The 22,054-nt window shown below is 70.6% G+C and carries 21 protein-coding genes; 11 read left to right on the plus strand and 10 right to left on the minus strand.

Features of this window, described 5'->3' with window-relative positions; translation table 11 throughout:
- The first annotated feature begins 530 nt into the window (after positions 1 to 530).
- The gene (gene argS, locus ACFYY6_RS25075) at positions 531 to 2,297 is read left to right on the plus strand and encodes an arginine--tRNA ligase (protein WP_351635687.1); all 1,767 of its coding nucleotides are present in this window, start codon (positions 531 to 533) and stop codon (positions 2,295 to 2,297) included.
- A 162-nt stretch (positions 2,298 to 2,459) separates the two neighbouring features.
- On the opposite strand, the gene ACFYY6_RS25080 is transcribed toward argS, so the two are convergent.
- A complete protein-coding gene (locus tag ACFYY6_RS25080) occupies positions 2,460 to 3,983 on the minus strand; it encodes a helix-turn-helix domain-containing protein (RefSeq protein ID WP_389195253.1) in 1,524 nt (507 codons plus the stop codon).
- Between the two features lie 366 nt (positions 3,984 to 4,349).
- Between ACFYY6_RS25080 and ACFYY6_RS25085 the strand changes: the two genes are divergently transcribed.
- Entirely contained in the window at positions 4,350 to 5,105 is a 756-nt protein-coding gene (locus tag ACFYY6_RS25085) for a DUF4232 domain-containing protein (RefSeq protein ID WP_351521359.1), read from the plus strand.
- 188 nt (positions 5,106 to 5,293) lie between these two features.
- On the plus strand, positions 5,294 to 6,037 hold the full coding sequence (locus ACFYY6_RS25090; RefSeq protein WP_388652219.1) for a hypothetical protein: 744 nt from the start codon (positions 5,294 to 5,296) through the stop codon (positions 6,035 to 6,037).
- Here the strand turns inward: ACFYY6_RS25090 and ACFYY6_RS25095 are convergent.
- Entirely contained in the window at positions 5,982 to 6,755 is a 774-nt protein-coding gene (locus tag ACFYY6_RS25095) for a tyrosine-protein phosphatase (RefSeq protein WP_351521361.1), read from the minus strand. The genes ACFYY6_RS25090 and ACFYY6_RS25095 overlap by 56 nt on opposite strands.
- On the minus strand, positions 6,752 to 7,222 hold the full coding sequence (locus ACFYY6_RS25100) for an ATP-binding protein (protein WP_351521362.1): 471 nt from the start codon (positions 7,220 to 7,222) through the stop codon (positions 6,752 to 6,754). Before ACFYY6_RS25100 ends, ACFYY6_RS25095 begins: the two co-directional genes overlap by 4 nt.
- A gap of 151 nt (positions 7,223 to 7,373) precedes the next feature.
- Between ACFYY6_RS25100 and ACFYY6_RS25105 the strand changes: the two genes are divergently transcribed.
- The 4 genes from ACFYY6_RS25105 (at position 7,374) to ACFYY6_RS25120 (ending at position 10,062) form a co-directional block, all read left to right on the plus strand.
- Positions 7,374 to 8,156 carry a helix-turn-helix transcriptional regulator gene (locus ACFYY6_RS25105; protein WP_351521387.1) on the plus strand — a complete coding sequence of 261 codons (783 nt, stop codon included), beginning with the start codon at positions 7,374 to 7,376 and terminating at the stop codon, positions 8,154 to 8,156.
- On the plus strand, positions 8,156 to 8,407 hold the full coding sequence (locus tag ACFYY6_RS25110) for a DUF397 domain-containing protein (RefSeq protein ID WP_351521363.1): 252 nt from the start codon (positions 8,156 to 8,158) through the stop codon (positions 8,405 to 8,407). The genes ACFYY6_RS25105 and ACFYY6_RS25110 overlap by 1 nt, the downstream gene beginning before the upstream one ends.
- Before the next feature lie 24 nt (positions 8,408 to 8,431).
- The gene (locus tag ACFYY6_RS25115; protein WP_351521365.1) at positions 8,432 to 9,115 is read left to right on the plus strand and encodes a 1,4-alpha-glucan branching protein; all 684 of its coding nucleotides are present in this window, start codon (positions 8,432 to 8,434) and stop codon (positions 9,113 to 9,115) included.
- A 155-nt stretch (positions 9,116 to 9,270) separates the two neighbouring features.
- Positions 9,271 to 10,062: a DUF4253 domain-containing protein gene (locus tag ACFYY6_RS25120; protein ID WP_389195257.1), complete on the plus strand. Its 792-nt coding sequence runs from the start codon at positions 9,271 to 9,273 to the stop codon at positions 10,060 to 10,062.
- A 196-nt stretch (positions 10,063 to 10,258) separates the two neighbouring features.
- Here the strand turns inward: ACFYY6_RS25120 and ACFYY6_RS25125 are convergent, their stop codons facing one another.
- Positions 10,259 to 10,765 (minus strand): hypothetical protein, encoded by a 507-nt coding sequence (locus tag ACFYY6_RS25125; protein WP_389195260.1) that lies wholly within the window; start codon positions 10,763 to 10,765, stop codon positions 10,259 to 10,261.
- Between the two features lie 677 nt (positions 10,766 to 11,442).
- Here ACFYY6_RS25125 and ACFYY6_RS25130 point away from each other — a divergent pair.
- Entirely contained in the window at positions 11,443 to 11,799 is a 357-nt protein-coding gene (locus ACFYY6_RS25130) for a hypothetical protein (RefSeq protein ID WP_351521370.1), read from the plus strand.
- A gap of 38 nt (positions 11,800 to 11,837) precedes the next feature.
- Entirely contained in the window at positions 11,838 to 12,413 is a 576-nt protein-coding gene (locus ACFYY6_RS25135) for a hypothetical protein (RefSeq protein ID WP_351521371.1), read from the plus strand.
- A gap of 105 nt (positions 12,414 to 12,518) precedes the next feature.
- On the opposite strand, the gene hemB is transcribed toward ACFYY6_RS25135, so the two are convergent.
- The 6 genes from hemB to ACFYY6_RS25165 all read right to left on the minus strand — a co-directional run bounded on the left by hemB (position 12,519) and on the right by ACFYY6_RS25165 (position 19,161).
- Positions 12,519 to 13,517: a porphobilinogen synthase gene (hemB, locus tag ACFYY6_RS25140; RefSeq protein WP_351521372.1), complete on the minus strand. Its 999-nt coding sequence runs from the start codon at positions 13,515 to 13,517 to the stop codon at positions 12,519 to 12,521.
- A 224-nt stretch (positions 13,518 to 13,741) separates the two neighbouring features.
- On the minus strand, positions 13,742 to 15,415 hold the full coding sequence (locus tag ACFYY6_RS25145; RefSeq protein WP_351521373.1) for a uroporphyrinogen-III synthase: 1,674 nt from the start codon (positions 15,413 to 15,415) through the stop codon (positions 13,742 to 13,744).
- A complete protein-coding gene (gene hemC, locus ACFYY6_RS25150) occupies positions 15,412 to 16,398 on the minus strand; it encodes a hydroxymethylbilane synthase (RefSeq protein WP_351521374.1) in 987 nt (328 codons plus the stop codon). The genes ACFYY6_RS25145 and hemC overlap by 4 nt, the downstream gene beginning before the upstream one ends.
- Positions 16,395 to 17,798, minus strand: a complete 1,404-nt coding sequence (locus tag ACFYY6_RS25155) for a glutamyl-tRNA reductase (RefSeq protein WP_351521375.1) — start codon at positions 17,796 to 17,798, stop codon at positions 16,395 to 16,397. Before ACFYY6_RS25155 ends, hemC begins: the two co-directional genes overlap by 4 nt.
- Positions 17,795 to 18,613, minus strand: coding sequence for a redox-sensing transcriptional repressor Rex (locus ACFYY6_RS25160; RefSeq protein WP_073787228.1), 819 nt, complete (start codon positions 18,611 to 18,613; stop codon positions 17,795 to 17,797). Before ACFYY6_RS25160 ends, ACFYY6_RS25155 begins: the two co-directional genes overlap by 4 nt.
- A 272-nt stretch (positions 18,614 to 18,885) precedes the next feature.
- A complete protein-coding gene (locus ACFYY6_RS25165; RefSeq protein ID WP_073787230.1) occupies positions 18,886 to 19,161 on the minus strand; it encodes a glutaredoxin family protein in 276 nt (91 codons plus the stop codon).
- A 215-nt stretch (positions 19,162 to 19,376) separates the two neighbouring features.
- Here ACFYY6_RS25165 and ACFYY6_RS25170 point away from each other — a divergent pair, with 215 nt between their 5' ends.
- Positions 19,377 to 20,519, plus strand: a complete 1,143-nt coding sequence (locus ACFYY6_RS25170) for an HAD-IB family hydrolase (protein ID WP_351521378.1) — start codon at positions 19,377 to 19,379, stop codon at positions 20,517 to 20,519.
- Between the two features lie 435 nt (positions 20,520 to 20,954).
- Positions 20,955 to 21,731 (plus strand): ECF subfamily RNA polymerase sigma factor, BldN family, encoded by a 777-nt coding sequence (locus ACFYY6_RS25175; RefSeq protein ID WP_073787234.1) that lies wholly within the window; start codon positions 20,955 to 20,957, stop codon positions 21,729 to 21,731.
- Positions 21,732 to 22,054: the final 323 nt, after the last annotated feature.

A 22,054-nucleotide genomic window follows, 5' to 3' on the forward strand; every position in this document is an offset into this window, starting at 1 on the left:
CTCTCTTGTGGGACTCGTAGGGACAAAACCCTCTGTGGAACCTGTCGGGGACCCTTGTAAGGGACCTGTCGGGACTTGCCGAGGTCTGCCGGGGCCGGTCGGTACCAGCGACCTGTCGGTACCAGCGACCTGTCAGTACCCGTGACCTGCCAGTACTGGCCGGAGCCATTCGGAACCGGTCGGCACGGACGGGACCGATCGGGGACCGGAATCCCTGTCGAACCGGTACGGGACGTCCACCATTCTCCCAGGTCCCACCGGTAGCACGAAAACGGCTTTTGCCGACGCCCGGCCCCGAGCCGGAACACGGACCTGCCCGGCGCCCGACCGGTGCCGGAGGACGGCTCTGTCCAGTGTCCGACCGGGGCCCGACCGGCGCCGGACCGGTGACCGATGCCGAACGGGCGACGACGCCCGGCCGCGACACCGGAAAACGGGTTTACCCACCGTGGAATACTGGTGTGATACTTCGCAGCCATCGTGCCGCGTCACTGTGCCCCTGTACCCCTACGGAAACGGCATCCAAGCCCATGGCCTCGGTCAATTCCCTCGCTTCCACGCTCCGGCAGCAGCTCGCGGATGCCCTGACGGCAGCACTGCCGAACATCGGCACCGCGGACCCGCTGCTGCGACGAAGCGACCGGGCCGACTTCCAGGCCAACGGCATCCTCGCCCTGGCCAAGAAGCTCAAGGGCAACCCGCGCGAGCTGGCCGCCCAGGTCACCGCGGCCGTCCCGGCGGGCGGCCCGGTCAAGGAGATCGAGGTGTCCGGCCCCGGTTTCCTCAACATCACGCTCAGCGACCGGGCGATCATCGAGACCCTCGCCGCGCGCGACGCGGACGACGAGGGCCGCCTCGGCGTCCCGTACAACAGCGCCGCGGGCACCACCGTCATCGACTACGCCCAGCCGAACGTGGCCAAGGAGATGCACGTCGGTCACCTCCGCTCCGCGGTGATCGGTGACGCGATGGCGCAGATCCTGGAGTTCACGGGCGAGACCGTGGTCCGCAGGCACCACATCGGTGACTGGGGCACCCAGTTCGGCATGCTCATCCAGTACCTGATCGAGCACCCCGGCGAGCTGAACCACGAAGGCGGCGAGGGCGACGGCGAGGCCGCCATGTCCTCCCTGAACCGCCTCTACAAGGCGTCCCGCGCGCTCTTCGACTCCGACGAGAAGTTCAAGGCCCGCTCCCGGGACCGCGTCGTCGCGCTCCAGGCCGGTGACGAGGAGACCCTCGCCATGTGGCAGCGCTTCGTCGACGAGTCGAAGATCTACTTCTACTCGGTCTTCAACAAGCTCGACATGGAGATCCGCGACACCGACATCGTCGGTGAGTCCGGCTACAACGACATGCTGGCGGAGACCTGCCGCCTGCTGGAGGAGTCGGGCGTCGCCGTCCGCTCCGAGGGCGCGCTCTGCGTGTTCTTCGACGACGTGAAGGGCACCGACGGCGAGCCGGTGCCGCTGATCGTGCAGAAGTCCAACGGCGGCTTCGGCTACGCGGCGACCGACCTCTCCGCGATCCGCGACCGGGTCCAGAACCTCAAGGCGTCCACCCTGCTGTACGTGGTGGACGCGCGGCAGGCCCTGCACTTCAAGATGGTCTTCGAGACGGCCCGCCGGGCGGGCTGGCTGAACGAGGACGTCAAGGCCGTGCACCTCGCCTTCGGCACGGTGCTCGGCAAGGACGGCAAGCCGTTCAAGACCCGTGAGGGCGAGACGGTACGGCTGGCGGACCTGCTGGACGAGGCGATCGACCGGGCGTCGGCCGTCGTGCGCGAGAAGGCCCAGGACCTCACCGAGGAGGAGATCGCGGAACGTGCCGCGCAGGTCGGCATCGGCGCGGTGAAGTACGCGGACCTGTCCACGTCGGCCGCCCGCGACTACAAGTTCGACCTCGACCAGATGGTGTCGCTGAACGGCGACACCAGCGTGTACATCCAGTACGCGCACGCCCGTTCCTGCTCCATCAAGCGCAAGGCGGGCGAGCTGAATCCGCAGCCGCACCCGGAGCTGGAGCTGGCCCCGGCCGAGCGCGCGCTGGGCCTGCACCTGGACCAGTTCGGCGAGGTCGTGGCCGAGGTCGCCGCAGCGTACGAGCCGCACCGCCTGGCCGCGTACCTCTACCAGCTGTCGTCGCTGTTCACGACGTTCTACGACCAGTGCCCGGTGCTGAAGTCCGACGTCCCGCAGGACGTGGCCGAGAACCGCCTCTTCCTCTCGGACCTCACCGCCGGCACCCTGCGTCAGGGCATGGAACTGCTCGGCATCAGGACCCCCGAGCGCCTCTGACGCGTCTCCGAGTACTGACCCGTCGCTCGCGGCATCTCCGGGTACTTCCGACGCGTTTCCGAGTGCTTCCGAGCGTCTTCGAGTACTTCTGGCGCGATTCTCAGTACGGCTGAGCGGACCGCCTCGCGGCCGCCCACCAGCCCGGTGGGCGGCCGCGGTGGTTCATTCGGTCGCCCACTGGACCGTGTCGTACTGGTATTTGTACAGCGGCCGGGTCTCGATGGCGCTCGTACGGAACGGCTTCCCGCCGTCGTCGATGCGCAGGGTCCCCTTGCGGCCGCCGCTGCTCCAGTCCAGCTCCAGGTACCAGCTGACGTCGTGCGCCTCGACATGGACGTCGAGGTCGAAGACCTCCACGTCGGTGGACGTCACACGGAAGGGGAAGTCCTTCGGCGGCACCGGCTTGCCGGCCTTTTCCCCCGCGACCGGCCTGAGCACCGGCCGGCCGTCGTCGAGATCGACGTCGAAGGTCTGCGGGGTGATGCCGCTCCCGCACCCCTCCCCCATCGAGTACGCCGACCACGGCAGCGGAGCCTTCCTGGCGACCTGCCGCACATGCAGGTCGTGCAGCACGACCGCGTCGCCCGACTTCCCCTGCAGGGTCAGTTCGAGCTGCATGTGCCCGCCGTCCACTCCGCCGAGCGCCCTCGCCCAGCCGCGGGTGTCCTGCGGCGAGGGAGGCGGGGGCACGTTCTCCGGCTCCCGGTCCAGAACGTAGTACTGCCCACAGGGGGCCGCCCAGTTGTACGAGCTGATCGTGGCGCTCACGGGCAGGCCCCCGCCCGTCCGCGTACCACCGGCCCCGGCCCCCCTGCCGCTCCCGGCCGACGCGGAGCCGGAAGACCCGCCCCCGGGCTTCAGGGACGGGGTCCGCGTGGCCCCGAACGTGGCGGACGCACTCGGCGTACCCGGCGATGCGGTCGTCCCTTCCCCGTCCTCCGCCGCGGGCGGCGCGGACATGTCGTTCTCCACCCCGTCCACCATGGGGACGTTGCTCAACGCGCTGTCGCCCGTCCCGGCGAGCTTGCTGACGACGATCGTGGTCGGCACGGTGAGCGCGACCACGGCCGCCGCGGCGAGCAGGACGCGCATGCGCGGCGAGGACCGGAACCGCCGGGACCGGGCCGCCGTGCCGGTACCGGTCGCAGCCCCGGCCCCGGTCGCGACCATGTCGTTCCCGTCATCCCCCGCACTGGCGCCGTCCCGGTCACCGCTCTCGGCGGGCTCCGCGTCGGCCCCCTCGGCCGAAGCCGCACCACCGACCACCGGAGCGTCATGCTCCGGAACGGTCCCCGGCGCGGAAACGGACCCGGAAGCAGTCCGGGAAGCGGCCCCGGAAGCAGAAGCCGGATCGGGAGCGACAGCAAAAGCCGTCCCGGAGTCTGAGGCGGAGGCGGTGGCAGGAGCGGACGCGGACTCGGCCGCCGGTGCCGGGCGCCGTCTCGCCGCATCGGCGACGATCCACCGCCGGTGCAGCTCCACCAGTTCGTCCGGCTTCGCCCCGCACAGACGCCCCAGCCGCTCCACCGGCGCGTAATCGTTGGGAACGGCATCCCCGTTGCAGTACCGGTGCAGCGTCGACGTGCTGACGTGCAGTCTTCCGGCGAGCACCCCGTAGCTGAGCCCCGACCGTCCCTTCAGTTCCTTCAGCAGGGCCGCGAAATCCTCGGCCTCCGGCGTCGCCACTGCGGCCTTCCCCCTCCTCGTCCGTCCCGGAACGCCGTTCCAGGGACGTGGAATCTGCCCAGGTCAGCGTACGCGCAGGCATTCCAGCTTCCCCAATGGCCCGTTCGGCGTTGCGGCCGGAATCCGACGTCCCGCAATCTGTGACCACACCGCAGAAACCACCGGGACGACGCAATGCGAACCCCCTTCCGCATCGAACCCATCGATGCCGTGGCCATCGGCGTATTGATCGTGACGACCGCGATCGTGGTGTACCTGAGCTGCCGTCACTGAGCGGCCCACCACAACACCGCACACGGCCTCAGCGCACATACAGACCTCCACTCGACTCTGCTCGAACCAACTCTTACGGGGAGTACCTTCACCATGCGCAGCAACCGCTTCCGCACCACCGCCCTCGCCGCCACCGCGCTCCTGGCCGCCCTGTCCCTCACCGCCTGCACCGGCGACGACGACGCCGCGGCCGAAAAGGCGGGCGCCGCCGCTCCGGCGGCGAGCAGCAGCGACCAGCAGTCCTCGACGACCGGCACGGACACCGGCAAGACCGCCGACGACGACGCGAAGGACGCGGGCGGCAAGCCCAACGCCCCCGCCGAGAACGCCGCCGGCACCTCCAAGGGCTCCGGCTCCGGCTCCAACTCCGGCAGCGGAACGAGCAACGGCGGCACGAGCAGCGGCAACAAGGGCAACACCAACGGCACCCCCGTCACCTGCACCGGCGACAACACCAAGGTCACCGTCAGCAAGGTGAGCCGCCCCATCAACCACCTGCTGCTCACCGCGACCAACACGGGCAACCGCCCCTGCTACGCGTACCACGCGCCGGCTCTCCGCTTCGACGACGCCCAGGCCGCCTTCCCGGTCCTGCGCGACAGCATCCCGCAGGCCGTGGTCGCCCTTGAGCCGGGCCAGTCCGCCTACGCCTCCATCGGGCTGTTCGGTGAGTCCGACGGCACCGACCTGAACAAGAGCACGCACCTGACGGTGTACTTCACCGGGAAGAGCAACTCGGGCTCCACGGGCTCCCCGGCGGAACTGAAGCTCCCGGCCGAGACCGTCTGGGGCAACAACGGCTTCGTCACCTACTGGCAGAGCGACATGGCTGCCGCCCTCACCTACTGAGCAGGCAACTCGCCTACTGGGCAGGCACTCACCTGCTGTGCTGCCGCTCGCCTGCGGTTCAGCCGCTCACCTCCTGAGCAGCCCTCGCACACCGGGCCGAAAATCGTAGGGCCGGACCGACAACTCACCGCTCCCCAAGGGCAGTAGATCCTCCTAAGATCCGAGGATCGAGACCCGAGGGGGACGGCGTGCATACAGGAACGAACAACGGACCGGTGGCGTCGCGCCATAGGCGCGCCACGAAGGCCACTTCGATCGCGGCAGCCGCGGTGGTGACCGTGTCGCTGGCACTTCTCACCGGCTGTGGTAAGGCCACCGGGTACCACGACGCCACGGGCGGGGAGTCCGGCACCCCGACCCCCAGCCCCAGCGTGAACCCGTCCTACGGCACGCTGTACCTCGACGACGAGGAGTGCGCGGCCCCCGAGGGCAAGGGGTCGGAAGCGTACCGTGAGGTCCCGTGCGACGCCCCCGAGGCCACCGCACAGGTCACCCTCCGGCTGGAGAGCGGCGGTGCCTTCCCCTTCTCGGAGACGGTCTGCGCCCGGAACACCGACTTCGTGATCGACGTACCGGTCAGCCTCGCCACGCTGGAGCACACGCGGCCGACCGGCGAGGGGTACGCCTGCATGCGCAACCTGAAGCCGCCGCACCCCGGCGACCCGGGCGGAGGCGGCGGCCCCAGGATCGAGATCGGCGACTGCGTGCACAGCGACCCGAAGGAGGGGAACGCGGTCACGGAGGCCGCGTGCCGGACCAAGGGCCGGAAGGGCGGCGCCACCCACAAGATCGTCGAGATCCTCAAGGACCAGATCCTGGGCGGCTTCAGCGATCCGTGCGACTACAAGGCCGACGCCGTATTCACCGAGAATCCGCTCATCGACTCCGACAAGTTGAAGAACGAGCGCGTCCTGTGCGGCAAGAAGCTGTAGGGCCGGGAAACGAACGCACGGCGGACAGCTCCGAGTCCCCCAGACCATGGGCGACGAGGTACCGGTGGACCGAACCGTGATGGCTCCGGATCCACAGCATGGCCCGTTCCAGATGCCCGGCGGCCACGGGCAGGGATCCATGGGCCACCGTCACCCCGGCGGCCGGAGGGCCTGCGACCAGGCCGAGTTCCGTGTTCGAGCGCAGGAAGTCCTGGAGAACGTCCTCCTCGGAGGCGCCCATCAGGGTCTGCACGACCGCGACGACGACTCCCGTCCGGTCCTTGCCCGAGGCGCAGTGGACCAGAACCGGGGCACCGTCGCCCGCGAGCAGCCGCCGCACCACCGCCACCACCGCCCTACCGGCGCGCTCGGCCATCAGCGGATAGAGCTCGCTCTGGTCCGCAGGCCAACGCCGCTCCTCGAAGACGGGTACGTGCAGGTACCTCGCGTACCCCCCACGCACCACTTCGACGGCGTCCGGCCGCTCCGCCACCTCCGGGTCGCTGCGCAGGTCCACGATCGTCCGCAGCCCCAGCCGCCGCAGAGCGCCCTCGTCCTCCGGGGCGAGAGCGTGCAGCGCGGCGGAACGGAACAGCACGCCCGTGGACAACGCGCCCATGCCCCCGGCGTCACGGAAGTTCCTCACGCCGAGCGGAACCTTCCGCCCCCACTCCCGCGTCCGCCCGGATTCCGTCATGGGTTCATCGATGCTGGTCACGCCTCACTGTATGCGGCTGCCCCGAACGTTCCGCTGTCCGGACCGGGCCCCTCCCCACACGCCCCGAACTCGCACCACACGACCTTGCCCGGGTCCCGCTCCCCCACTCCCCACCGGTCGGCCACCGCCGCGACGATCAGCAGCCCCCGCCCCGACTCCCCCGCCAGTCCGGCCCCCGGCTCCCGCACCGCAGGCTCCCCGCCCCCGCTGTCATGCACTTCCACCCGCAGGGCCGCCCCGCCCTCCCGCAGCAGCAACCGCACCAAGTACCCACGCCCGGGGGACACTCCGTGCACCAGCGCATTGGTGGCCAGCTCGCTCACACACAGCAGTACGTCGTCCAACCGCGCGCCGAACCCCCAGTCGGCCACGGCGGCTCGCACGAACTCCCGGGCTGCGGGGACCGATCGGCGCTCCCGCCGACAGAACCGCTCGCGCAGCAACGAGAGTTGCATCGTCTCATCCATGAGACGAGAGTCACACTCTGTGACTACGCTGCCACAGTATGCGCACCCGTACTCCTTCGTTGTACGGGCCGTGCGCGCGTGACGTACGCACAACGGTGGGAGTTCGGTTCATATGCACCCCAGGAAGCGGCAGCGCAAGAACGCGTCGGCAATGAAACTCGTGGGCAAGCTCGTCGGCCTGTACCGCATCGCGAACGGCCTGACCCAAGCCCAACTCGCGGACCGTGTGGGCCATCAGGTCGACACGATCGCCTCCATCGAACAGGGCAGGCGCTCGCTCCTCCCCGATCTGGCAAGCCACCTCGACCAGTTGCTCGGCACGAAGGGCGCGCTGGAGATGGCGGTGGGCAACCTGCCGGAGGTGGACCTGATCCCGGCGTGGGCCGAGCAGTACGTGGATCTGGAGCATGACGCGCTCGCCCTGTCCTGGTACGACAACCAGGTGCTGCCGGGGCTGCTCCAGACGGCCCCGTACGCCGAAGCGGTCTTCCGCAACCGCGTCCCGGTCTTCAGCGAGGAGGAGATCGCGAACCAGACGGAGGCGCGACTCCAGCGCCAGGAGATCCTGCGCCGCCCTTCGCCCCCAACGACCAGCTTCGTCATCTGGGAGCCAGTGCTGACACTGCAACTGCTCGACGACAGTGAACACCTGGAGCAGCTCCGCCATCTGCGGGCGTGCGCCGAACTCCCCGGCATCTGCCTCCAGATCCTGCCACTGAACAGCCGCACCCACTCAGCGCTCGACGGCTCATTCACCCTGCTGGAGACTCCGGACTTCCAGCATGTCGCGTACACCGAAACGCAACGTGGCAGCCAGCTCATCTACGACCCCGACGAGGTCAGCATTCTCTCCCAGAGGTATGCGATGCTTCGAGCCCAGGCCCTCAACCCGAAAGACACCGTGGGCCTGTTGGACCGTCTGCTGGGAGAGTAATGAGCAGCACACTTGAGTGGTTCAAGTCCAGCTACAGCGGCAGCGACGGCGGGCAGTGCCTCGAAGTCGCCTACGACTGGTACAAGTCGAGCTACAGCGGTGACGAGGGCGGCGCGTGCGTCGAGGTGGCCGCCCACCCCGCCGCCATCCACATCCGCGACTCCAAGAACCATGAAGGCCCCGTCCTCACCATCACCCCCACCACCTGGGCGGCCTTCGCCGGCTTCGCCGCCGACCAGCGAATCGGCTGAGCCCACAGGAGAGACACCACCGGCATGGCATTCATCCACCGCACCACCCTGACGCCGTCCAAGCTGGAACTCCTCACCACCTGGCTGCCCACCCAGCCCTGGTACCGAGGCAAGGGACAACCCGAGCTGGTGAAGGCGGGCGGGTTCCGGCTGGACGACCCCGAGGGGGAGGTCGGCATCGAGTTCATGGCCGCCACCGACACCTCGGGGGACCAACCGGTCACGTACCAGGTGCCGTTCAGCTACCGCGGCGCACCGATCGCGGGCGCCGACGAGGCCCTGATCGGCACCACCGAGCACGGAGAACTGGGGACTCGGTGGGTGTACGACGGCACGCGTGACCCGGTGCTCGTCGCGCAACTGTTCGCGCTCGTCATCGGCGAGGCCGAACCGCAGATGCAGAGCATCAGCCACACCCCCGACCCCTCGGTCACCACTTCGTTCACCGAGTCGGTCGTCACGTCCGCGATCGCTTCCACGACCGTGTCCGACGACTCGGACGGCACGGATCTCCTCGTGGAGACGGCGGCCGACGGCGTGACGGCGGCCGACGGCCGTCGGCTGGTCATCCACCTCAACCGCGTGCTGCGGCCCGGCCAGGAGGCCGACGAACAGGCGGCCCTGGGCCAGGTCACCGCGGGCTGGCCACTGCCCGACGGCACGACGGCGCGCGCGGTGTTCGCCGTCGTGCGCGACGCGCGCCCGTAGACCGCACGCCGAACAAACGTGTGCCGGACCGGACGCGCCCCGAGCCGGAGGTACCCGAACCGGACGCACGCCGCCGCGGCCCTCGCGGTCGCGCGGCGTGCTCCCGAACCACGTGCCGCCGGTCGATGTCAGTGGCCGCCCGTACGCTCGGCACCATGGCGACGCTCCCGAACCCGCTCCCGTCCCTGGCCACTTCAGGGCTCCAGCTTCCGCCCGGCTCGCTGGTGGATGCCACGATCGACGGCACCTGGCACGAACCGCTGCTCTGGTACACCGACGCGCCCGTGGTCCCCGGGGACTGGTCCCGGCTGCGCGCGGCCGGGCGGCCCCTCGGGCTGCTGCCCGTGCTGATCGACGGCGGGCGGCGCGACGAGTGGCCCGAGGACTGGGACCTCGTCCCGGAGGACACGTCGTACCCGGGCGATCACGACGCCGACGAGGTGCTGGCCACGTACTGGGCCGAGTGCGCGCCCGAAGAACTCGACGCCGCACACGCCGAATGGCCGGGGCTGGCCCCCGCCCCTGGCGCCCCCTCCGCCCAGTCCCCCGATGGCCTGGCCGCCGAGATGGCCGACATGTGCACCGGCCCGGAGGGCTGGTTCCCGAGCGTACGGGCGGCGCTCGTCCCGGCCCGGCGCAGCGCGGACATCCCGGCCGCGATCGGCTGGTCGGGCCCGCTCAACTACGAGAACGACGTGGCCAAGCTCAGCGCGGTGCTCCGCTCCTGGGAGGACCGCTACGGCGTACGGGTCCTGATGCTCGGCTTCGACACCCTCACCGTCACCGTCGGCCGCCCGCCCACCACCCTGGACGAGGCGCGGGCGCTCGCCGCCGAGCACTTCGCGTTCTGCCCGGACAACATCAACCAGAACCCGCCCTACGACCTCGACGACTACGCCAGGAGCCACCTGCTCGACCAGTCCACCTGGTCGTTCTGGTGGGACTGACCCGGCCGGCCCACCCACGCCCACCGTGGGCCCACCCGCGCCCGCCCGGGGCGGGCTCCACGGTCAAGCTGCGGAACCCGGCGCTCCGCGCCGAGGCGGCCGCGTGTTCCCGATTGCGGCCAGACCAATGGCCGTGACCAGCTCACCGCCAGTCACAGCCATTGATCTTCTTGGGAGTTGCCGACCGCACCTCTGACTAGCAGTAGGTGTCGTAGCTGGTCCGGTACGCGAGCGAGTACGCGTCCATGTACTCCTCCGTCGCCTTCGCCGGAGCGTACGAGTGGCGATAGTCGCACTTGTCGGTGAGACCGTCACGCCTACCGTCCCTCGCGCCCTTGGCCTTGCCCTCGGCGGCGTCGTTGACCCCCGCAGGCGGCGTGGTGGTCGCCTCATCGCTGCAGTAGGTGTCGTAGTTCGTCCGGTACGCGAGCGAGTACGCGTCCATGTAGTCCGGCGTCGCCTTCGCCGGAGCGTACGAGTGGCGGTAATCGCACTTGTCGGTGAGACCGTCGCGCCTACCGTCACTCGCGCCCTTGGCCCTGCCCTCGGCGGCGTCGTCCATGGGGAAACGCGCGACATCGGAGCCTGTCGTTGCCGAGGTGTCCGTGGTGGCGGCCGCGGCCTGCGACATCGCCGCCGGCGAGAGGGCCACGGCTGCTGCGACGAGGGGGCTCGCCAGAGCGATGATGTGCTTTGTACGCATAGCTATCCCCTTTCTCGAGGTCAATACGCGTGGATGGTGCCTCTGACCTGGCCGGACGCAGACGTATACGGTCGCGAGCCAGGGAATGGATTCTGCACTGGGTGTTGTGCGCTGGGCACCATGAGAGGGCCGGTGGATTCCGGCTTCCGAACGCCAATTGCGCTGCATGCCTGCAACTGCGCAGCTTTGACGCCTTCAACTCGAAGGTAGCGAGCCGGGTCCAATATGTCCACCTATGCGGCAATATGCCCAGGATCCATTGGGGCCGGGGCATGGACGGCCCGCACTGCGACGGGTGGCGCGTCCATGGGCCGACCGGGGATCTCACGTTTGATGGCACAGCGGTCGACCCGATGCCGCCGGGGCAGTAAGAGGCATTCGCGCAGGTCAGCGTGGGCTCCCGCCGCACGGACAACAATAAAGAAATCGCCCTCAGGTTTCCGGTATTCGATTCGGGCGAGAAAAACCTCACTGACTTTCGCGTTTCGCTTCTTTTTCGCCTTCCCGGGCGGGGTTGTCGCCCGGCAGGTCCGGACCTGACGCGGGGTGCGCGGCGGGCCCCGGCCCGCACTCCCCGGCCCGCACTCCCCGGCCCGCGCATCCCGCCCGTTCACCCGGCGCCGCACTGAGTACCCGCACTCATGTGCCCCACGAGGGAGCCGCGTTGACTCGTACGCATGACCGAGAACCTCGTGGACGACGTCACCGCGCCCCGCCCGCCGCGCACCTGGATCGCCTCGCTGCTCTCCACGGTCGTGACGCTTCCGCTGGCGTGCGTCGCGCTGATGTACGCCGGGCTCTCGCCCATGGCCTGCGACCCCTGCAACGGAGCCGAGGCCCACCGGTTCGACGCGAGCTTCGAGCCTGCGTGGACGGTGTTCACCTGCGGTCTGGTGCTGGCTCTGATCACCCTGGTGGCGAGCTGGGTCCTCTGGCGGCGCAGGCCGCCCGCCGGTCTCGCCCTCGCAGTCACCGCCCCCGGTGTCGTGCTCCTCGCGACGCTGGTGTTCACGGCCATGGTCGACTGGCCCTGACAGAGCCGGATTCCTGAAGCCCGGAAGGACCCCGCACCGTGCCGCAGCCCGCGAGCGATCTCCACCGCCTCGTCGAGGAGTTCCGCGCCCTGCCCGCGGACGACGACCGCCGACGGGCGATCGTCGCCGAACTGGGCACCGACGACACCGCCGTCCAGGCCGCGCCCTTCCTCGCATCCGTCGTCGCCGACCCGCACGAGTACGACCTGGCCCGGGTGGAGGCCGCCACGATCCTGCGCCTGTGGCCCCCGTCCGATCCCCTCACCGCCCGGACGGTCGCCCGGGCCCTGCTGGCCGCGCTCGACGACCTGGACGAGGACCTGGTCCGCCAGTACGCGGTTCATGCGCTCGGCTCCTACGCCGACGACCCGGCCGTGCACAAGACCCTGGCCGCCGCCGTGCTGGACAGCGGCACGGGCGACGACGGCGAAGACGAAGGCGACGACGGCGAAGACGTCCTGGTCCGCTACAACGCCCTCGCCGCCCTCGAAGAGGCGGGCCCGAGCGACGCCCGCGCCGACGTGCTGCGCGCCCTCGCCCAGGATCCCGAACTCGGCCGCTCGGCGGCCCGCGTCCTCACGGCCTGGGGCCGCGCCCCCGACGACCCGGCGTAGGCGGCGCGGCCCGGTCCCGCCCCCGCCTCGTACTCCAGGGGCTCGTTCGTGGCGCAGGCACTGCACCCGTGCCCAGCGGCGCTCGTCCCCCGCCGTGCGGAACGGTCAGCGACCGCCCAGCCGCTGCGCGACCTCCGTCGCCCAGTACGTGAGGATCATCTGCGCACCGGCCCTGCGGATGCCGGTCAGGCTCTCCAGGATCGCCGCGTCCCGGTCGATCCACCCCTTCTCGGCGGCGGCCTCGATCATCGCGTACTCGCCGCTGATCTGGTACGCGGCGACCGGCACGTCCACCGCGTCGGCGACCTTCGCCAGGATGTCGAGGTACGGACCGGCCGGCTTGACCATGACCATGTCGGCGCCCTCTTCGAGGTCGAGCGCCAGCTCGCGCAGGGACTCACGGGTGTTCGCCGGGTCCTGCTGGTACGTCTTGCGGTCGCCCTTCAGCGACGAGCCGACCGCCTCGCGGAACGGCCCGTAGAACGCCGAGGAGTACTTCACGGTGTACGCGAGGATCGACACGTCCTCGTGGCCCGTCTGGTCCAGCGCGTCCCGGATCACCCCGACCTGGCCGTCCATCATGCCGCTGGGGCCGACCACGTGCGCGCCCGCGTCGGCCTGGACCTGGGCCATCTCCGCGTACCGCTCCAGCGTCGCGTCGTTGTCGACCCGGCCGTCGGCGGTCAGCACACCGCAGTGACCATGGTCGGTGTACTCGTCCAGGCACAGGTCCGACATGACGACGAGGTCGTCACCGACCTCCTCGCGCACCGCCCGCAGACCGGCCTGGAGGATGCCGTCCGGGTCGGTGCCCGCCGTGCCCCGGGCGTCCTTCTTCTCGTCCGCCGGAACACCGAAGAGCATGATCCCGGAGACGCCCGCCGACACCGCCTCGGCGGCGGCCTTCCGCAGCGTGTCCAGGGTGTGCTGGTACACCCCCGGCATGGCCGAGATCGGGACGGGCGCGTCGACGCCCTCGCGTACGAACGCGGGCAGGATCAGGTCCGCCGCGTCGAGCCGTGTCTCGGCGACCATGCGCCGCATCGCCGGGGTCGTCCGCAGCCGCCGGGGGCGGGAGCCGGGGAAGTTTCCGTACACAGTCATGCTTCGAGACTAGACCCGTACACATCACCGGTTTACCGACACCTGTACCGGAAAAACCAGCGGCAGCCCTGCCGGGCGGAGCGCCCGGAAACGCCGCGAACGCAGGGAACGACGACGGGCGGCCCGGCCGCCGAAGCAGCCGGGCCGCCCGTTCCGTGCACCTGCCGCGCCACCGCGAACGGCGTTCTCGTACGTGTCGGCGCGAAAGCGGGTACTCGTACGCGTCAGGTCGTCGTCGAACGGCGCCGCCGCGCCCCCGGACGCCGCTCGCTCGGCCGCGTCACCGGGTCACCGGCCTCCTTCGCCGCCTCCCGGCGCCGCGCGCCGAACTCGGCGAGGGCCTCGGCCAGCTTGTGCACCGAGGGTTCCGGCGACAGCACGTCGACGCGGAGCCCGTGCTCCTCCGCGGTCTTCGCCGTCGCCGGGCCGATGCACGCGATGACCGTGACGTTGTGCGGCTTTCCCGCGATGCCGACGAGGTTCCGGACCGTCGACGACGAGGTGAACAGGACCGCGTCGAACCCGCCGCCCTTGATCGCCTCACGCGTCTCGGCCGGCGGCGGCGAGGCGCGGACCGTGCGGTACGCGGTGACGTCGTCGACCTCCCAGCCCAGCTCTATGAGGCCCGCCACCAGCGTCTCGGTGGCGATGTCGGCGCGCGGCAGGAAGACCCGGTCGATCGGGTCGAAGACCGGGTCGTACGGCGGCCAGTCCTCCAGCAGACCTGCGGCGGACTGCTCACCGGAGGGCACCAGGTCCGGCTTCACACCGAAGTCGACGAGCGCGGCGGCGGTCTGCTCGCCGACGGCCGCGACCTTGATCCCGGCGAAGGCACGGGCGTCGAGCCCGTACTCCTCGAACTTCTCCCGGACGGCCTTCACGGCGTTGACGCTGGTGAAGGCGATCCACTCGTACCGGCCCGTGACCAGGCCCTTGACCGCGCGCTCCATCTGCTGCGGGGTGCGCGGCGGCTCGACGGCGATCGTCGGGACCTCGTGCGGCACGGCACCGTACGAACGAAGCTGGTCGGAGAGCGACGCCGCCTGCTCCTTGGTCCGCGGGACGAGCACCTTCCAGCCGAACAGCGGCTTGGACTCGAACCACGCGAGCTGGTCGCGCTGGGCGGCGGAGCTGCGCTCACCGACCACGGCTATGACGGGGCGGTGTCCCTCCGGCGACGGCAACACCTTCGCCTGCTTCAGGACCTGCGCGATCGTGCCGAGGGTCGCCGTCCAGGTGCGCTGGCGGGTCGTCGTACCGGCCACCGTCACGGTCAGCGGGGTGTCGGGCTTGCGGCCCGCCGCGACCAGCTCACCGGCGGCCGCGGCCACCGAGTCGAGCGTCGTCGAGATGACGGCCGTGGCATCGCTCGCGCCGACCTCGCCCCAGCAGCGTTCCGAGGCGGTACGGGCGTCCACGAACCGGACGTCCGCGCCCTGCGCGTCCCGAAGCGGCACACCGGCATACGCGGGCACACCCACGACCTCGGCGATGCCCGGCACGACCTCGAAGGGGATACCGGCGGCGGCGCAGGCCAGCATCTCGGCACCGGCGTCCGCGTCCAGCCCCGGGTCCCCCGGGACCGCACGGACCACCCGCTTGCCGCCCTTCGCTGCCTCCATGACAAGATTGACCGCATCCCTGAGAACGGGGACACCGGCGGCGGTTGACTGCGCGTCAATGACCGTCAGCTCGGGTGTGCTCACGCCTGCCCGCGCATGGCAGCGAACGACACCGAGAACGTCCGGCTCGGCGACAAGGACGTCCGCGCTCGCAAGCGCCTCGACGGCGCGCAGGGTCAGCAGTCCCGGATCGCCGGGACCAGCACCCAGGAAGGTGACGTGCCCGTGGGCGGACACGGCCGGAAAGTCGGATGCGGCGGGGCCGGTGGGGCTCAAAGTGCTCGCTCCCCGATAAGACCGGCCGCACCCTTGGCGAGCATCTCGGCCGCGAGTTCGCGACCGAGGGCCGCCGCGTCGTCCTGCGACGTGGGAACGGGACCGGTGGTGGACATCTGCACCAGCGAGGAACCGTCGGTGGAACCGACGACACCGCGCAGGCGCAGTTCGTTGACAGCCTGTCCGTCGGCCTGGAGGTCCGCCAGCGCACCCACGGGTGCGGAGCAGCCGGCCTCCAGGGCGGCGAGCAGGGCACGCTCGGCGGTCACGGCGGCCCGGGTGTACGGGTCGTCGAGCTCTCCGAGCGCGGCGACGAGGTCGGCGCTGCCGGCAGCGCACTCGATCGCCAGTGCTCCCTGGCCGGGAGCGGGCAGAAGGGTGTCGGGCGACAGGAAGTCGGTCGCCTCACCGGTCCGGCCGAGGCGGCTGAGCCCGGCCGCGGCGAGTACCACCGCGTCCAGCTCCCCGCTTCGTACAAATCCGATACGCGTGTCGACGTTGCCCCGGATCGGCACCGTCTCGATGTCGAGGCCGTGGCTGCGGGCGTACGCGTTGAGCTGCGCCATGCGGCGCGGCGAGCCGGTGCCGATGCGGGCACCGGACGGCAGCTGCCCGAGGGTCAGCCCGTCCCGCGCCACCAGTACGTCGCGCGGGTCCTCGCGCACCGGTACGGCGGCCAGGACGAGGCCCTCGTGCGGGGTGGTCGGCAGGTCCTTGAGCGAGTGGACGGCGAAGTCCACGTCGCCGCGCAGCAGCGCCTCGCGCAGCGCGGCGACGAACACGCCGGTGCCGCCGATCTGCGAGAGGTGCTCGCGGGAGACGTCGCCGTACGTGGTGACCTCGACGAGCTCGACGGCCCGCCCGGTCACCTCGCTGACCGCGTCGGCGACCAGGCCGGACTGCGCCATGGCGAGCTTGCTGCGCCGGGTGCCCAGCCTCAGCGGCTTGGCGGCATCCGCGCGCAGGGGTGAGTTGTCGGTCATGACCGCCCTCGATTCGGGTCGTTCAGGTCTGCCCGGGAGACGGCGGCGACCGTCTGCGGGTCGAGGTCGAAGAGTTCTCGGAGCGCGTCGGCGTACCCGGCTCCGCCGGGCTCGCTGGCGAGCTGCTTGACCCGCACGGTGGGCGCGTGCAGGAGCTTGTCGACGACACGGCGCACGGTCTGCGTGATCTCGGCACGCTGCTTCGTGTCCAGGCCGGGGAGGCGCCCGTCGAGCCGGGCGATCTCGCCCGCGACCACGTCGGCGGCCATCGCGCGCAGCGCGACGACGGTCGGGGTGATGTGGGCAGCCCGCTGGGCGGCACCGAAAGCGGCCACCTCGTCGGCGACGATGGTGCGCACCTGGTCCACGTCGGAGGCCATCGGGGCGTCCGCGGACGCCTCGGCGAGCGACTCGATGTCGACGAGGCGCACCCCGTCGAGGCGGCCGGCGGCGCCGTCGATGTCGCGCGGCATGGCGAGGTCGAGCAGGGCGAGGCGGACGGGGCCGTCGTTCCTGGCGGGCGCGGTCTGCCCGGCGGACGCCGCGCGGACCGCCTCGTGGGGCAGGCCGAGCGCCCCGGCGACGACCTCGGCGGTCAGCACCAGGCCCGTCGCACCGGTGCACGAGACGACGATGTCGGCACGTGTCAGTTCGTCGGGGACCGCGGCCATCTCCACGGCGCGGGCGGCCACTCCGGTGCCGCCGGGCTGGCCCAGGATCTCGACGAGCCGGTCGGCACGGGCCCGGGTCCGGTTGGCGACGGCGATCTCGGCGACACCGGCACGGGCCAGGGTGGCGGCGGCCAGCGAGGACATCGATCCGGCGCCGATCACCAGGGCGCGCTTGCCCCGGGCCCACTCGGCGACGTCCTCGCCCGCCGCGAGCTGTTCGAGACCGAAGGTGACGAGCGACTGCCCGGCCCGGTCGATCCCGGTCTCGCTGTGGGCGCGCTTGCCGACCCGCAGCGCCTGCTGGAACAGGTCGTTCAGCAGCCGTCCCGCGGTGTGGAGCTCCTGGCCCCGCGCCAGCGCGTCCTTGATCTGGCCGAGGATCTGGCCCTCGCCGACGACCATCGAGTCCAGCCCGCACGCCACCGAGAAGAGGTGGTGGACGGCCCGGTCCTCGTAGTGCACATAGAGATACGGAGTGAGCTCGTCCAGACCCACGCCGCTGTGCTGGGCGAGGAGGGTGGACAGCTCGGCGACGCCCGCGTGGAACTTGTCCACGTCGGCGTACAGCTCGATGCGGTTGCAGGTGGCCAGCGCGGCGGCCTCGGCCGCGGGCTCGGCGGCGAGCGCGTCCTGGAGGAGCTTGGCCTGCGTCTCACCCGCCAGCGAGGCCCGCTCCAGTACGGAGACGGGGGCGCTGCGGTGGCTCAGCCCTACGACGAGAAGGCTCATGCCGGCATCACGGCGGGCATGTCCCCGTCAGGTCCCTTACGGCCTTCGGCGACCGGACGCACCGGCGCCTCCTCCGCGTCCGGCACGGCCGGCACGGACACGTCCTGGGCGACCCCGGCGGTGCTCTGGCCGACTCCGGCCTCACCGGTGTCCTCGACCGACTTGCGCTGCTCGTGGAAGGCGAGGATCTGGAGCTCGATGGAGAGGTCCACCTTGCGGACGTCGACGCCGTCGGGCACGGAGAGCACCGTCGGCGCGAAGTTCAGGATGGAGGTGACACCCGCGGCGACGAGCCGGTCGCAGACCTGCTGCGCGGCACCGGCCGGGGTCGAGATGACACCGATCGACACCCCGTTGTCCCGGACGATCGTCTCCAGGTCGTCGGCGTGCTGCACGGGGATCCCGGCGACGGGCGTCCCGGCCATCGCGGGATCGGCGTCGATCAGGGCGGCGACCCGGAAACCGCGGGAGGCGAAACCACCGTAGTTGGCGAGCGCCGCGCCGAGGTTACCGATACCGACGATCACGACCGGCCAGTCCTGGGTCAGCCCGAGCTCACGGGAGATCTGGTAGACGAGATACTCGACGTCGTACCCGACCCCGCGCGTCCCGTAGGAGCCGAGGTAGCTGAAGTCCTTGCGCAGCTTGGCGGAGTTGACCCCCGCCGCCGCGGCGAGTTCCTCGGACGAGACCGTGGGGACCGAGCGCTCGGAGAGCGCGGTCAACGCGCGCAGATACAGCGGAAGCCGGGCGACGGTGGCCTCGGGAATCCCTCGGCTACGGGTCGCCGGTCGGTGAGTTCGGCCAGTTGCCACGGTGCTCCTGCGGTATGAGCGGGGCTGCAGGCGGCCGTATTTCGCATGACCGCCCCGTCGAATGCAGGCTATGTCTTTGTGAACGTGTGCACAAAGATTGTGTCCGTTTTGTCCGGTCAACGTGACCGGGGTCACGCACTTTCGTCGCGTAATCCCGGAACCGGGGACCGCGTCAAACCGTTGCAGACCCGAAGGGGGCAAAGCGGCACACACTCCTCACTACCACTCCCCCGAGACCACTCAAAACGCCCATGATGGTAACCGGGTTTCACTCACGAACCCAGCGCGTCACGCAACCTCCCCGGGTCCACCCGCCAGAACGTGTGCTGCTCGCCGTCGATCAGGACGACCGGGATCTGCTCCCAGTACGCACGATGCAGCGCCTCGTCCTGCGTGATGTCCTTCTCCTCCCAGGAAGCACCGGTCTGCGCGCACACCTCCCGCACCACCTCCCTCGCGTCGTCGCAGAGGTGACACCCCGGCTTGCCCACGAGGGTCACCGTCCGGTCGGCGGGGTTCTTCTTCGTACGTCGGAACATGGCGCTCATGCCCTCATTCTGCGCCGCACCACGACGCGCTCCCGCCCGGCATGCCGTCCGGCGCCCGGCCCCTGTCCCGCCCGCGAGACGTCCGGTGCGCCGACCACACCCCCTCCCGGCTCCTTCACCTCTTCACCCTCCTACGACAAAGCAACGACCAAGAGTTCACGGCGCGGCATCCCGGCAGGTCGGGAAGGGCCCGAGCACATGGCTATGCTCACGACATGGCCGCTCTTCGATGGCTCACACCCCGTAGACGCCCCGCGACAGCACGGAGCGTGCTGGCAGGCGAGGCCGCAGCCGAGGCTGCGCGGAAGTCCGCCCTGCGCAGCGAACACCCCGACGACGGCCGGCCCTCCGCAGCCGCCGCCCGCGAAGCCGCCGAGACCCCCGAAACCGCCGAGGTCCCCGAAGCCCGGGAAACCGGCCGCGCGAAGACGGCGAAACCCACGACGTACGCGAAGACGGCGAAGGCCGCCGAGCCGAAGAAGGACGCGGAGCCGGGGAAAGAGAAGGAACAGGAAGAGGGGAAGGAAAAGGAGAAAGGGGCGGGCAAGGAGAAGAAGCCCGAGGAACCCCCTTTCCCCGTCGTCGGTGACGACCGGGCCGCGGCCTTCTTCGACCTGGACAACACCGTCATGCAGGGGGCGGCCCTGTTCCACTTCGGCCGCGGCCTGTACAAGCGCAAGTTCTTCCAACGCCGCGAACTGACCCGCTTCGCCTGGCAGCAGGCATGGTTCAGACTGGCCGGCGTCGAGGACCCGGACCACATGCAGGACGCCCGCGACAGCGCCCTGTCCATCGTCAAGGGCCACCGCGTCTCCGAACTGATGGCGATCGGCGAGGAGATCTACGACGAATACATGGCCGATCGCATCTGGCCCGGCACCCGCGCCCTCGCCCAGGCCCACCTGGACGCCGGTCAACGGGTCTGGCTGGTCACCGCCGCCCCCGTCGAGACGGCCACGATCATCGCCCGCCGCCTCGGCCTGACCGGCGCGCTCGGCACGGTCGCCGAGTCCGTCGACGGCGTCTACACCGGCCGCCTGGTCGGCGAACCGCTGCACGGACCCGCGAAGGCCGAGGCGGTCCGCGCCCTGGCCACCGCCGAGGGCCTCGACCTCGACCGCTGCGCCGCGTACAGCGACTCGCACAACGACATCCCGATGCTCTCCCTGGTCGGCCACCCGTACGCGATCAATCCGGACACCAAGCTCCGCAAGTACGCCCGCGCCCACGACTGGCGACTGCGGGACTACCGGACGGGCCGCAAGGCGGCCAGGGTCGGCATCCCCGCCGCGGCGGGGGTCGGCGCCCTCGCGGGAGGCACGGCCGCCGCCGTCGCGCTGCACCGTCGCCGCCGCTGACGCCGACGCGCCCGGCCGACCGCCCCGCCGTTCACCGAACCGCCCACCGGTCGCACAGCCGTTCGTCACTCGTCGAGCCGCCACCGCTCCCGGGCGACACCCCGCCGGGCGGCGCCCGGCCGTGCCCGGACACGGCACGATCGGGACTCCCTGACCGCCGCCGCCCCGACCAGTCGACACACCCCCACTCGGCCACAACCGGTTCCCCTCGCAGCCAAATCACGAAGTAATCCGATCAATAACCGGTCACGATGTGCTACTTGATACGTCGATTAGTCGCTACAGAAGCGACGTAATCGATGATTTGAGCAACTGGGTGTAGCACTGTCTGTACGAAGCGTTATTCTCCTCAGACGCATTCCGGAACCCCTGACTCACTACGACGAGTGAGGGTTTCGCACTGCACGTGATGGAAGCTCTGCCTCTGGGAGTCCCGTGTACCCACACGTCGGGGTTGACGCCTCGGGCCTGGCTACGCTGCGCGCATCGGTCGCCAACCGCTTGCGCGGCTTCGTCCCCACCGCGTACGCCGTACCCGCGTTCGCCACCCCTGCGCCAGTCGGCCCCTGCTACGCCATGGCCGAACGCGGTGCGGCGGTCGGAAGACGCGGCAGCCGCGGCGCAACAACCACGTCCACCGTCCGCCGTCCCACCGCCGACAGCGACAGCGCGCGCATGATGGAGCTCGTCGAGCGTGCGCAGGCCGGCGAGGCCGAAGCCTTCGGCCGCCTCTACGACCAGTACAGCGACACCGTCTATCGCTACATCTACTACCGCGTGGGCGGCAAGGCCACGGCGGAGGACCTCACCAGTGAGACCTTCCTGCGCGCCCTGCGCCGCATCTCGACGTTCACCTGGCAGGGCCGCGACTTCGGCGCGTGGCTGGTCACGATCGCCCGCAACCTCGTCGCCGACCACTTCAAGTCCAGCCGCTTCCGCCTGGAGGTGACCACCGGCGAGATGCTCGACGCGAACGAGGTCGAGCGCAGCCCGGAGGACTCCGTCCTGGAATCCCTCTCCAACGCCGCACTGCTCCAGGCCGTACGGCGGCTCAACCCCCAGCAGCAGGAGTGCGTGACCCTGCGCTTCCTCCAGGGCCTCTCGGTCGCCGAGACCGCCCGTGTCATGGGGAAGAACGAGGGCGCGATCAAGACTCTGCAGTACCGCGCCGTCCGCACCCTGGCCCGGCTCCTGCCGGACGACGCCCGCTGACCCTCCTCCCGAAGCCCTCCATCCGACCACCCGGCCCCGGCCGAACCGTCCCACCGCACCACCACGGCCCGGCCGTCCCCGCACGAAGCCTCCCGATCACCGTTCCCGCCCCCACCCGGCCGGTCCCGGCCCGACCAGCCCCTCGTCCGGCTCGGCCGACCCGTCGACATCACGCCAGGCGATGCCTTCCTCACACAAAGTTCGGTCACTCTTCTTGCGTAACCCAAGTGCCGCGCCCCTCGTTGTGTCGGTTGCAGGCCCCCTGTCGTCACCCATGTCCGCTGACACTCACTCATTCGTGTGAAAGCGCTCAAGGTGTACAA

The organism is Streptomyces sp. NPDC001750 (genome assembly GCF_042892615.1).
Taxonomy (GTDB): domain Bacteria; phylum Actinomycetota; class Actinomycetes; order Streptomycetales; family Streptomycetaceae; genus Streptomyces.